The sequence below is a fragment of the Arthrobacter sp. TJ-58 genome (assembly GCF_058269295.1).
This window is the reverse complement of sequence record NZ_JBZCNM010000002.1, coordinates 370016-381924: the sequence shown is the minus strand read 5'-3', so window position 1 is coordinate 381924 and position 11909 is coordinate 370016. Positions and strand designations below refer to the sequence as shown.

The window sequence follows — 11909 nt, the reverse complement described above, 5'->3', positions numbered from 1 at the left end:
CCCGCTGCTTCCGGCTGGGGCGTCGGTGCCCAACGTGTTGACGGAATGCGGCGAGGTGGATACTCCCCTACGAAGGAATCAGTCTAACTGTTCCCCGGCGGATGCGGCCACTTAGGCATCGTGTCGGCCAGCAGCGGCAGGTCCGCGGGTGTGTCCACGTCCCGCCCGCGGTCCAGGTCCGAACAGTCGACGACGTCGATCAGGGATGGGTTGGCCCGCAGATATGCACGGGCACCGGCGTCGTCGACGGCCGTGCCTGCTGCTGCGGTTGCCAGGTCCGGGTCGAAAATGAGGGGGTGCCCGCGGCGGAGGACGTTTGAGCCGTCCTGAAAGTAACCGGCGGCCGTGATGCGTCCGGCCCGGTGGGCTCTGATCAGGCGGGCGACGGCGGCGGCGGTGATGCCGGGCTGGTCGGCCAGGGCCACCAACAGGCCTGCCGTATCCGGATTCTTGGCCAGTGACGCTTCCACCCCGCAGCGGAAGGACGAGCCCAGACCGGTCTGCCAGTCCGGATTCATAACAGTGCGGGCGGTGCCCAGCTGAGCGTGTTCAAGGACCTGAGGGGCCTGCGAGCCCAGGACCACGGTGAGACTGGCACAGCCGCCGTGGTCCAGCTGGGTGAGGATGTGTTCAATCAGGGGCCTGCCCCGAAAGGGCAGCAGCGCTTTGGGGCCCAGCCCGAGACGGGCGCCCGCCCCGGCCGCCAGGACAAGTCCGGCTATCGGGGCAGGCACTGTGTTTTAGCCTTCGCAGTCCGAGCAGTACTTCATGCCGTTCTTTTCGAGGGCCACCTGTGAGCGGTGGCGGACGAGGAAGCAGGAGGCACAGGTGAATTCGTCGTCCTGTGCAGGAACCACCCGAACCAGCAGTTCCTCGCCGGACAGGTCCGCGCCCGGGAGTTCAAAGTTCTCCGCGGCATCGGTCTCGTCAACGTCCACGGCCGTGGCGGACGGGGTGACACTGCGCTGGGCCTGCAGTTCTTCGAGGGAAGCCGTGGAGGCTCCGTCGTCCTCGGTCTTGCGCGGTGCGTCGTAATCTGTTGCCATTTGTGTTGGCTCACACTCCTTTTCTTCTGCTGTAACTTCGGATCCGGCCTCGATCGTAACGGATGGAAGGCACGTCTCCTGCCACGCGGGGCAACAATCGGCCGATATTCGCCGCAGGCCGAATATGTGTGTTCTGCCACGTCAAACGCACCCAAGACGCACCGAAGGGGCACCCCGTTGCCGGAGCGCCCCTTCGGGGATATCACGCTGCTGTTCAGCCAGCGCCTTTCCGCATCAGTGCAGTACCGATGCGGACAGAGAATTACTTCTTGGGTTCCGGCTGCACCTCTGCGGGCGTCATGGTGTGCTGGCCGCCCGTCGTGAAGGAACCGTTGCCGGTGGAGCTGGTTCCGCTGGCCTCAGCTGCCGTGGGGGTGGATCCCGAGGTACCTGTGGAGCTGCTGCTGGAACCGGTCGAGCTGCTGGAACCGGCGGATGAGCCCGAGCCCGATGCCGGCTTGCCGGAATCGGAGGAGTGCGAGACTTTGTCCTTGGCCGTGGAAGCAACCTCGGTAACCTTTTCCTGCAGCCCCGGAGCCTTTTCCTTGGCCCACTCAGTGCCGTGGGAAACCGTGTCCTGAACCTTGGGGTCCTTCCACAGTTCCATCAGCTTTTCACGGCCGCCCTTGGAGCCGACCAGGTAGCCCACGCCCATGCCGGCGAGAAATACGAACTTCTTAACCATGGTTTTCCTCAATCCTGCCCGCTAAGGGGCATTGCGAATACCGTCAGACACCGTTGTTCATATGCACACTACCGCCGTAAGCGGAAGAATCAACAGCAACCTTACTATGCTTGGCGGCTGTTGTGTTCACCCCCACCTGTGCCCGGCATTCTGCGGCGCCGTTTCCCGATCAGGCACCCATTAGACGGGAACGGATCAGGAACCGCTTGCCCTCCGGAGCTTCAACGGAAAACCCGCTGCCCCTGCCCGTAACAACGTCCACGGTCAGGTGCGTATGCTTCCAGTATTCGAACTGTTCCAGGGACATCCAAAAGTCCAGATGCTCCCCGGGGATCAACTCGAAGGTCCCCAGCAGCACGTCTGCTTCAGAGGTGATGAAGTCCCCGTCCGGATAGCACATGGGCGACGAGCCGTCGCAGCAGCCCCCTGACTGGTGAAACATCAGCGGACCGTGCTGTTCCCTGAGCTTCAGCAGAAGCTGCTGGGCTTCATCCGTCAGCGCTACCCGGGAGAAGTTCTCCCCGGGCAGCGTGACGGCAGCTTCCAGGACGGATCCCGCCGGTGCGGCCGAAAGACCCCGGCCGCTTTCCTGGTTCGGAAACATCAGTACTGAACAACCACTCGTCCGTCGACCTTGCCGTGCTCCAGCTCATCCATCACGGCGTTGATTTCGTCGAGGTTGCGGGTGCTGACCTTCGGATGGATAAGGCCCCGGTCATAGAAGTCGATGGCCTCGGCGAGGTCCTGCCGGGTGCCCACGATCGAGCCGCGGATAGTCAGTCCCTTGAGCACAATGTCAAAGATCGGTGCCGGGAAATCCCCCGGGGGAAGACCATTGAACACAATGGTTCCGCCGCGGCGGGCCATGCCAATTGCCTGGCCAAAGGCGGAGGGATGCACAGCAGTGACCAGGACGGCATGAGCGCCGCCAATCTTGTCCTGGATGACCTCAACGGGGTCCTCTTCGCGCGCGTTGACCACCACTTCGGCACCAAAGGACTTGGCCAGTTCCAGCTTGTCGTCAGCAACGTCCACCGCGGCAACCCGCAGACCCATGGCTTTGGCGTACTGGACCGCGATGTGGCCCAGCCCTCCGATGCCGGAGATCACCACCCACTGTCCGGGCCGTGCTTCGCTGACCTTCAGCCCCTTGTAGACGGTTACTCCGGCGCACAGCACCGGTGCAATCTCCACCGGGTCCGCACCCTTGGGAATGCGAGCGGCGAATTTTGCGTCAACCAGCATGTACTCGCCAAAGGATCCGTTGACTGAGTAGCCGCCGTTCTGCTGCTGCTCGCACAGGGTTTCCCATCCGGTGCGGCAGTATTCGCAGACTCCGCAGGCGGACCACAGCCACGCGTTGCCGACCATGTCTCCCACGGCAATATCCGTCACGCCCTCCCCCACCGAAACAACTTCGCCCACACCTTCGTGGCCGGGGATGAAGGGCGGAGTGGGCTTGACCGGCCAGTCACCCTGGGCGGCATGCAGGTCGGTGTGGCAGACGCCGGTGGTCACAAGCTTGACCAACACCTGTCCGGGACCCGGGTCCGGCACGCTGACTTCCTCAACGCTCAGTTCCTTGCCCAGTTCGTTGACGACTGCTGCTTTCATCTGTGTCATTTAGTGTCCGTTTCGTAGATAAAGGGGATTTATCGGAGGTGGGACGAAGCAGCAGGCTTAGAAGAAACCCTGCTTGTTTTCGGCATAGCTGACCAGCAGGTTTTTGGTCTGCTGGTAGTGGTCCAGCATCATGGCGTGGTTTTCGCGTCCGATGCCGGAAGACTTGTAACCGCCGAAGGCCGCGTGGGCGGGATAGGCGTGGTAGTTGTTGACCCAGACCCGGCCGGCCTGGATGTCCCGGCCTGCACGGTAGGCCGTGTTGCCGTTGCGGGACCAGACACCGGCACCGAGGCCGTACAGGGTGTCATTGGCGATGGCCAGGGCCTCACCGTAGTCGGAGAACCGGGTCACGGACACTACCGGCCCAAAGATCTCCTCCTGGAAAATGCGCATGTTGTTGGTGCCCTCAAACACCGTGGGCTTAACGTAGAAGCCGCCGGCGAGGTCGCCGTCGAGCATCAGCCGTTCACCTCCGGTGAGCACCTTTGCGCCTTCCTGCTCCGCGATGTCCATGTAGGAGAGAATTTTCTCCAGCTGGTCGTTGGAAGCCTGGGCGCCCACCATGGTGTTGGTGTCCAGCGGGTTGCCCTGGACTATCTGTGCCGTGCGGGCAAGGGCGTCGGACATGAAGGAGTCATAGATGGATTCCTGGACCAGGGCCCGGGAGGGGCAGGTGCACACTTCACCCTGGTTCAGGGCAAACATGTTGAACCCTTCCAGCGCCTTGTCGTAGAACGCGTCATCCTCCTGAGCGACGTCCGCAAAGAAGATGTTCGGGCTCTTGCCGCCGAGTTCCAGGGTGACGGGAATCAGGTTCTGCGAGGCGTACTGCATGATCAGCCGGCCGGTGGTGGTTTCGCCGGTGAAAGCGATCTTGCGGATCCGCTTGGAGGATGCCAGCGGTTTGCCGGCTTCCATGCCGAACCCGTTGACCACGTTGAGGACTCCGGCGGGCAGGATGTCCGCGATCAGCTCCATGAGCACCATGATCGAGGCCGGGGTCTGCTCGGCCGGCTTGAGGACAATTGCGTTGCCCGCGGCGAGCGCGGGGGCCAGCTTCCAGACGGCCATGAGGATCGGGAAGTTCCACGGAATGATCTGTCCCACCACGCCCAGCGGCTCATGGAAGTGATACGCCGTGGTGTTGTCATCAATCTGGGAGAGGGTGCCCTCCTGCGCGCGGACCGCTCCGGCAAAGTAACGGAAGTGGTCCACTGCCAGGGGCATGTCCGCTGCGAGGGTCTCACGGACCGGCTTGCCGTTGTCCCAGGTTTCGGCGACGGCGAGCATTTCGAGGTTTTCCTCGATGCGGTCCGCGATCCGGTTCAGGATCAGTGCCCGCTCGGCCACGGAGGTCTTGCCCCACGACGGAGCCGCCTTATGCGCTGCGTCCAGTGCCAGGTCGATGTCCTCGGAGGTGCCCCGTGCAACCTCGCAGAACACCTTGCCGGTGATTGGAGAGACGTTCTCGAAGTAGCCGCCCTTGACCGGCGGCACCCACTCGCCGCCAATCCAGTTCTCGTATCGGGGCTTGAAGGAAAGCTTGGATCCCTCGGTGCCGGGCTGCGCATATACGGTCATGTCTGCTCCTGAAGTCGTGACGTCGATGTCTGACGTACCCCGAGAGTACGGAACCGGACGTTGCACCAAGGTTGCATGGGGAAAGAACCGCTGTGCCGCAGTGCCGTGCGGCGGCGTCGGGCCTTATGGTTGCCTGAGAAAAGTATTCCTGGCCCCGAAGGAACGCGCATGTCCCAGCTCCCGAATTCAGAACCCGCCGCAGCGGACCGCTACCTTCGTTACCGCTGGTGGGGCCTGGTGGCCATCAGCCTGGGCGTGGCCGTCATCATCATGGACGCCACCATTGTCTCCGTGTCCATCCCCTCGATCGTGGCGGACCTGGGAATTTCCAGCACGCAGATCCAGTGGGTCCAGGAAATCTACACCCTCCTCTTTGCCGCCCTGCTCCTGACCTGGGGCCGGATAGCGGACCGGGTGGGCCGGCGGCGGATCATGCTCACCGGCGTCGTTATTTTCATGGTGGCCAGCGTCCTGTGCGCGCTGGCCGGCAGCGGCGGCCTGCTGATTGCCGGGCGTGCGCTCCAGGGACTCGGCGGATCGATGATCCTGCCCACCACGCTGGCACTGCTCAATGCCAACTTCACCGGCCGCGAGCGCGGAATCGCTTTTGCCGTGTGGGGCTCAACCATCGGCGGGATGGCGGCAGTTGGGCCGCTGCTGGGCGGCTGGCTGACCGAGCACGCGAGCTGGCGCTGGGCCTTCGGCATCAACGTGCCGATCGGGATTCTCGTGACCGTTGGGCTCCTGCTGTTCGTGGCGGAGTCTTCCGAACCCGTAACCGGTGCGATCCAGCGCCTGGACATCGTCGGAGCGCTGCTGTCCATCCTGGGTTTCGGCTCCCTGGTGTTCGGCCTGATCGAGGGCCGCAGCTACGGCTGGTGGACCGCCGACGACGACGCCTCCTTCACCGTGGGCAGCCTGTCACCGGTTCCGCTGGCCTTCCTTGTTGCCGTTCTGGCGCTGACCGCCTTTATCCTCTGGGAGCGCAAGCGGACCAACGAGGGCAAAGGCGTCATTTTGGACCTGTCCCTGTTCCGAATTCCTTCCTTCGCCAACGGCAACGTCACGGCGCTGATTGTCAGTTTTGGGGAATTCGGCCTGATCCTGTCGCTGCCGCTGTGGTTCCAGAACGTGCTGGGCTACTCGGCGTTCCAGGCGGGGCTGGCCCTGGTTCCCCTGGCCGCCGGTTCCTTCCTGGCCAGCGGCGGGGTGGCGGCACTCTCGCGCAGGCTCTCCCCCATTCTGGTGGTCCGCATCGGTCTGGGCCTGGAAATTGTGGCCATCGCCTCGCTGGCCCTGCTGCTGCGCCCCGACAGCACGGCGTGGCTGACCTCGCCGATCCTGCTGGTTTACGGCATGGGCGTGGGGCTGGCCACGGCACAGCTCACATCGGTGGTCCTGGCCGAGGTTCCGGTGGCCCGCAGCGGACAGGGTTCTGCAACGCAAAGCACCGCCCGGCAGACCGGGTCCGCTCTGGGAATCGCTGTTTTGGGCACGGCGTTCTTCACCACATTGAAGGAGGGTACCGAGTCCCGGCTTGCCGACGACATCGGCGCGAACCCGCTGCTGGCACCCCTCGTGGACTCGGTCAACGCCAGCTCCGGCGGCAGCATCGCGGCCCTGGCCGGGGACCCGCAGACCGCATACATTGCAGACGCCGCCCGTGCGGCCATGACCGACGGCGCATCCCTGGCCGGGTGGATTGCCGCCGCGGCCCTGCTGATCGGGCTGCTGACCAGTCTGCGGATCCGTCCGGTGACCGGGCCTCAGGCCGCTTCCCAGTCCCGCTCCCAGGACGTCACGCCGGACGACGGGGTGTCCCGACCGCGGGACGGGGAACGCCCGGGGCGCATCTGACGGTGGTCCGGGCCGGCCCCGGCTGAACGGAGCGAATCATGGCTGATCAGTCCCGGCTTACCCGCCGGCGCTTCATCCGTCTTGCCGCCGGAGCACCGGCGGCAGTCTTCCTTTCGTCCTGCACCGTCCAGGACCGTGACCGCCCGGATCCGGCTCCGCCGTCGGACACAACCCCGGAAACCGGCTGGCGGATTGTCTGGGAGGACCGTTTTGACGGGACGTCGCTCAATACGGCCTGGTGGACCGCCATGGATTATGGCGGCAACCGTGATCTTGGCGAACTGCAGTACAACGATCCGGCGATGGTTTCGGTCAGCGGCGGAAATCTGGTCCTGAAGGCGAAGTCCGGCGGCCGGAATGGATATGCGTACAGTGCCGGCGGGATCACGTCGCAGGACAAACTCAACGTTGGACCGTACGGGCGCCTCACCACACGGCAGTACGTCAGTTCAGGTGACGGCATCGGTGTGGGTGTCTGCCTCTACGGAGTGGATATTGACGAAGTGGGCTGGCCGGCCTGCGGCGAAATCGATGCCACCGAGATTGCCCTGGCAAGGGGCGCGAATCCCTTCGCGTCCCTGCACGGGCCGGGGTATTCCGGCGGAGCACCGATCACGGCGACCCGGCAGGGAAACACGCTGGTTGGCCGCTGGGCTGAACACACCCTGATGTGGGAACCGGACCGTATTTCCTGGGCCATCGACGGGGAAACCTATCAGGTGGCCGAGGCTTCGGATCCGCGCGCTGCAGGCGGATGGCCCTTCGATCAGCCCTTCTTCATCACCATCGTCATGACCGCAGGTTCAGGGCTGTCCGGTCCCGTGAACGAATCCACCTGGCCGTACACCGCGGAGGGCGTCAGGGAAGACCCCTACGCCGTTTTCGATTTCATCCGGTTCGAGCAATGGCAGCAGTGAACCGGGCCTAACCCAGCTCCCTTTCCAACCGCTCCAGATGCGCCACGACGGAAGCCCGCCTGGGTGAGCGCTGCGGCAGCAGCCGCAGCGCCAAAGCCCAGGCTTCGACGTCGTTCCGCGTTTCAGGCAATAAAAGGTAGTCCAGCAGTGAATCCGGACCTGCATCGGAGAGCATGGCCTCCCGGAGTACGGAACTGACCTCACTGCGCAGCGCGGCAATGGCAGGGGCTTCGGAGCGCGGCAGGACCGGCCCCCGGTACAGTTCCAGGGCCAGCCGGTACGCGCCTCGCTCCAGGTACCCGAGCACCTGCCGGGCATCGATCTGCAGCTCATGCGGCAGCCGGTAGGGGCGGGACTGCGGGATCAGGTGGGGTTCGGGCGTACCCTCGCTGTGTTTGCCCAGCAGGTTGCGCAGCCGCAGCATTTCCGCGCGGACGGTACTGACCGAGGTGCATTCCGGGTAGACCATGACGGAGAGTTCGTCGGCGGTCAGCCCCTGAGGGTGCAGTGCCAGCAGTGTCAGCAGCTCCGCGTGCCGGACGCTGAGCGGTGCGGGGCGTCCGCCGACGTTCACCACAGCCTGGTCCCGGCCCAGGATCTGCAGGCTGTCCCGGCGCAGAAGCGCCGGGCGCGGCGGACCCATTTCACGAGTGCGGGGTTGGGCCGGAACCGAATCCGCGGATGATCGGCGGGAGCGCGGCCGGCGGTTCCTGCTCCGGCCGGTGTTCTGCAGCCGCTCCACCCGCAGCTGGATTTGGGCCGCTGCCACAGTGGCTTCCACCAGGGCCAGGGTGTGGGCCGCCACCGCCTGCTCCCGGCCGGTGATGTCGACGACGCCGATCAGTGACCCGGTGTCCGGATCACGGACCGGCACCGCCGTGCAGCTCCAGGAGTGGACCTGCCGGCTGAAATGCTCAGCCCCGGAAATCTGGACGCTTCGCCCCGTGGCCAGCGCCGTTCCCGGAGCGCTGGTGCCGATGGAAGGTTCGGACCAGTCAGTACCCGGGACAAAGAGCATTCCCTCCGCGCGGCGTCGCAGTTCTTCATCGCCGTCCACCCACAGCAGCCGGCCGAGTTCATCGCCCACCGCTACGAGCAGTCCGCTGTCCGCGCCCGGACGGACCAGCAGCTGCCGGATGACCGGCATGATGGAGGCCAGGGGGTGGGAGCTGCGGTATTCGGCCAGCTCCGGACCGCTGAACACCAGCCGTGGCACCGCTTTGTCCGGATCCGTGTGGTGCTGCAGGGAGCGTTGCCATGATTCCCGGACCGGCGGCCGCAGCCAGCGGCTCAGCCCGTCGGGTGAGCCCAGAAGTTCATGCGCACGGAACGCGTCATGCTGCGTGGAGGCAGCCGTGCCCCGCGGCGGAACAAGAAAGTCCTGATTATGCACTGCCCCGACCTATCCACACTGATAAGGAGACCATTGAACACCGGCGTTATGCCGGGTTTCAGCACAGTCTACTCATGCGGCCTCCCTCCCATCCATGGGAAGGAGGCCGCAATGTGAAACCGGAGCGGAGGCCGCTACTGGCCGCGGGCGATGCGGACCATTTCTTCGCGGTCCACAACCTTTACCCGTTCGCGCACCAGTTCGCCCGTGGCGGGATCCGGGTGGATGTAGGAGGCACCAAGGCTCTTCTCATAGGCGTCCAGCTTCAGCCAGCCCTCCCAGGTGGTGTACTCCACGCCGCGCTCTTCGAGCAGTTTGATGATGGAGTCTTCCTCGGGTTCCTCGGCGGAGGGCAGGCTCAGCCGGTCCTCCAGCAGGAAGCCGATGGTTTCCAGGGCGTCACCCTTGGTGTGCCCGATCAGACCCACCGGACCCCGCTTGATCCAGCCGGTGGTGTAGATGCCCGGCACGGGATTGCCGGACTCGTCAATGACGCGGCCGCCCTCGTTGGGGATGACGCCGCGGCGGGCGTCAAAGCCCACCTCGGGCAGTTCGGAACCGAAGTAGCCGATGGCCCGGTAAACGGCCTGCACCGGATAATCAACAATCTCTCCGGTACCGCGGGCATTGCCGGTTCCGTCCAGTTCATTGCGCTCGAACTTCATGCCGGCGACCTTGCCGGGATTGGCGGGATCGTCGTAGATCTCCACCGGGCTGTGCAGGAAATGCAGGTGCAGCCGGCGCGAGGCGCCGGAGTCCTGCTCCTCGACCAGCCAGTTGGTCAGCGTGTTGACCATGGTCTTGGTCTGGTTGTTGGTGCGGATCTGCTCATCGGAGCCTTCGTCGAATTCGAAGTCCTCCGGGTAAAGCACAATGTCCACGTCGCGCGAATGCGAAAGCTCACGCAGTTCCAGCGGCGTGAACTTCACCTGGGCCGGGCCGCGGCGGCCAAAGACATGCACGTCCGTCACCGGGGACTTCTTCAGACCCTCATAGACATTGTGCGGAATCTCGGTGGTCAGCAGGTCGTCGGCGTGCTTGGAAAGGATCCGGGCGACGTCGAGGGCCACGTTGCCGTTGCCGATAACGGCAACTTCCTTGGCGTCCAGTGGCCATTCCCGCGGGACATCCGGATGTCCGTCATACCAGGAGACAAAGTCGGCTCCGCCGAAGGATCCCTCCAGCTCCACGCCGGGGATGCTCATGTCAGCGTCCTTGATGGCACCAGTGGCGAAGATGATCGCATCGTAGAAGTGCCGGAAGTCCGTCAGCGTGAGGTCTTTGCCGTAGTGCACATTTCCCAGGAACCGGATGTCCCCGCGGTCCATCACCTTGTGCAGGGCGTTCACGATGCCCTTGATCCGCGGGTGGTCAGGGGCAACCCCGTAACGGATCAGGCCATACGGAGCGGGGTACTTGTCAAAGAGGTCGATGCTGACCTCGAAGTCCCGTTCAGCTTTGGTGAGGATATCTGCGGCATAAACACCGGCGGGGCCAGCGCCGATAATGGCGACTCGCATGGGGCGCTGCGACCGGTCCGCGGCTGAATTAGACACTGATAGTCCTTCGTCTCGGGGGAAACCTCGTGCGGAATAACGCACAGTTTCCTATTCTAAATGCCGCGTACGACGGCGTCTAAACGGTTCGGTGCGAAGGCCGCCGCGGATGGTTGCCTCCCCGAGCCTCGTCCTGCGTCAGTTGCCTCCTGCATGCCGGGAATAGGCGGCAGCGCTGCCCGGTTGTGAATCACGTGTCTTCATCTAACGGAACAGACGCCCAGCGCGCCGCATCCTTATCAGAACCAATCCGTTCCGCTCCGGGTGCGCCGCCGGCGCAGCCTCCGGCATCCGGCCGCAGCGAAACAACAACCGGGATCTTTTTTGGCGCCGCCGCCTATGTGATGTGGGGTCTGCTGCCCCTGTACTTCCTCCTGCTGGTTCCGGCAGGAGCGGTGGAAATTGTTGCTTCGCGCATCGTTTTCTCGCTGGTGTTCTGTGCCGTTCTTCTCACTGTTATGCGGTCGTGGAAGGCGGCGGCTACCGCCGGCCGGGATCTGCGGCTGGTGGGGACTCTTGCCGGTGCCGCCGCGCTGATCGCCGTCAACTGGCTGACGTATGCCTGGGCGATCCTGAATGAACATGCCGTGGAAGCCGCCTTGGGTTATTTCGTCAACCCGCTTGTTTCCGTCCTGCTGGGCGTCATTGTCTTCAAGGAAAAGCTCCGGCCGCTGCAGTGGGTGGCGATGGCCGTGGGATTCATTGCGGTACTGGTCCTGACCTTCGCCTATGGCACGGTCCCCTGGGTGGCAATGATCCTCGCCTTCAGCTTCGGCCTGTACGGGCTCGTCAAGAAGGGAGTGGGCGGAAAGGTGGATGCGGTCTCCAGCCTCACCATCGAAACCGCAGCTCTGACGCCCCTGTCCATCGGCGTCCTGATCTGGCTGATGGTCAGCGGGGAGGCAACCATCCTCTCCAACGGTGCGGGCCACTTCTGGCTGCTCGCCGCTTCCGGCATTGTTACGGCCGTTCCGCTCATCTTCTTTGGTGCAGCTGCACGGCGGCTGCCCCTGTCCACGGTGGGAATGCTGCAGTATTTGGCCCCCACCCTGCAGTTCATTATTGCCCTGACCGTTCTCCACGAGGCCATGCCTCCGGAGCGCTGGGCAGGTTTCGGCCTGATCTGGCTGGCACTGGTCATCCTGTCGGTGGACATGATGGGCGGTCCCCGCCGCAACCGTATTCTGCGGACCGGTGCGGCAATACCAGCGGCAGCCGACTAAACATTTCGGCAGAAAAAAGCCCCCGCGG

Annotated in this window: 11 protein-coding genes; 3 read left to right on the top strand and 8 right to left on the bottom strand. The window is 64.2% G+C overall.

From position 1 onward, the window contains the following. Positions 1 to 83: 83 nt before the first annotated feature. From AC4D2W_RS07945 to exaC, 6 genes are all read right to left on the bottom strand, one after another. On the bottom strand, positions 84 to 734 hold the full coding sequence (locus AC4D2W_RS07945; protein ID WP_490926381.1) for a nucleotidyltransferase family protein: 651 nt from the start codon (positions 732 to 734) through the stop codon (positions 84 to 86). Between the two features lie 6 nt (positions 735 to 740). Then, entirely contained in the window at positions 741 to 1046 is a 306-nt protein-coding gene (locus AC4D2W_RS07940) for a DUF4193 domain-containing protein (protein WP_400931017.1), read from the bottom strand. 262 nt (positions 1047 to 1308) lie between these two features. Next, positions 1309 to 1731, bottom strand: a complete 423-nt coding sequence (locus tag AC4D2W_RS07935) for a hypothetical protein (RefSeq protein ID WP_490926380.1) — start codon at positions 1729 to 1731, stop codon at positions 1309 to 1311. 169 nt (positions 1732 to 1900) lie between these two features. Beyond that, positions 1901 to 2335 (bottom strand): DUF779 domain-containing protein, encoded by a 435-nt coding sequence (locus tag AC4D2W_RS07930; protein ID WP_490926379.1) that lies wholly within the window; start codon positions 2333 to 2335, stop codon positions 1901 to 1903. Continuing rightward, on the bottom strand, positions 2335 to 3345 hold the full coding sequence (gene adhP, locus AC4D2W_RS07925; RefSeq protein ID WP_490926817.1) for an alcohol dehydrogenase AdhP: 1011 nt from the start codon (positions 3343 to 3345) through the stop codon (positions 2335 to 2337). Before adhP ends, AC4D2W_RS07930 begins: the two co-directional genes overlap by 1 nt. Positions 3346 to 3411: 66 nt before the next feature. Further along, positions 3412 to 4935, bottom strand: a complete 1524-nt coding sequence (gene exaC, locus AC4D2W_RS07920) for an acetaldehyde dehydrogenase ExaC (protein ID WP_490926378.1) — start codon at positions 4933 to 4935, stop codon at positions 3412 to 3414. A gap of 168 nt (positions 4936 to 5103) precedes the next feature. Here exaC and AC4D2W_RS07915 point away from each other — a divergent pair, with 168 nt between their 5' ends. Together AC4D2W_RS07915 and AC4D2W_RS07910 are read left to right on the top strand one after the other, a co-directional pair. Then, on the top strand, positions 5104 to 6792 hold the full coding sequence (locus AC4D2W_RS07915) for a DHA2 family efflux MFS transporter permease subunit (RefSeq protein ID WP_490926377.1): 1689 nt from the start codon (positions 5104 to 5106) through the stop codon (positions 6790 to 6792). 38 nt (positions 6793 to 6830) lie between these two features. Continuing rightward, a complete protein-coding gene (locus AC4D2W_RS07910) occupies positions 6831 to 7709 on the top strand; it encodes a glycoside hydrolase family 16 protein (protein ID WP_490926376.1) in 879 nt (292 codons plus the stop codon). A gap of 7 nt (positions 7710 to 7716) precedes the next feature. Here AC4D2W_RS07910 and AC4D2W_RS07905 read toward each other — a convergent pair whose 3' ends face one another. After that, positions 7717 to 9102: a GAF domain-containing protein gene (locus tag AC4D2W_RS07905; protein WP_490926375.1), complete on the bottom strand. Its 1386-nt coding sequence runs from the start codon at positions 9100 to 9102 to the stop codon at positions 7717 to 7719. Positions 9103 to 9236: 134 nt separating this feature from the next. Next, a complete protein-coding gene (locus tag AC4D2W_RS07900; protein ID WP_490926374.1) occupies positions 9237 to 10658 on the bottom strand; it encodes an FAD-dependent oxidoreductase in 1422 nt (473 codons plus the stop codon). 194 nt (positions 10659 to 10852) lie between these two features. Between AC4D2W_RS07900 and rarD the strand changes: the two genes are divergently transcribed. Next, positions 10853 to 11881, top strand: a complete 1029-nt coding sequence (gene rarD, locus AC4D2W_RS07895; RefSeq protein WP_490926373.1) for an EamA family transporter RarD — start codon at positions 10853 to 10855, stop codon at positions 11879 to 11881. Positions 11882 to 11909: the final 28 nt, after the last annotated feature.

Coding starts and splice junctions, on each gene's coding strand:
- AC4D2W_RS07940 (WP_400931017.1), bottom strand. CDS start 1,046: ATGGCAACAGATTACGACGCACCGCGCAAGACCGAGGACGACGGAGCC.
- AC4D2W_RS07935 (WP_490926380.1), bottom strand. CDS start 1,731: ATGGTTAAGAAGTTCGTATTTCTCGCCGGCATGGGCGTGGGCTACCTG.
- AC4D2W_RS07930 (WP_490926379.1), bottom strand. CDS start 2,335: ATGTTTCCGAACCAGGAAAGCGGCCGGGGTCTTTCGGCCGCACCGGCG.
- adhP (WP_490926817.1), bottom strand. CDS start 3,345: ATGAAAGCAGCAGTCGTCAACGAACTGGGCAAGGAACTGAGCGTTGAG.
- exaC (WP_490926378.1), bottom strand. CDS start 4,935: ATGACCGTATATGCGCAGCCCGGCACCGAGGGATCCAAGCTTTCCTTC.
- AC4D2W_RS07915 (WP_490926377.1), top strand. CDS start 5,104: ATGTCCCAGCTCCCGAATTCAGAACCCGCCGCAGCGGACCGCTACCTT.
- AC4D2W_RS07910 (WP_490926376.1), top strand. CDS start 6,831: ATGGCTGATCAGTCCCGGCTTACCCGCCGGCGCTTCATCCGTCTTGCC.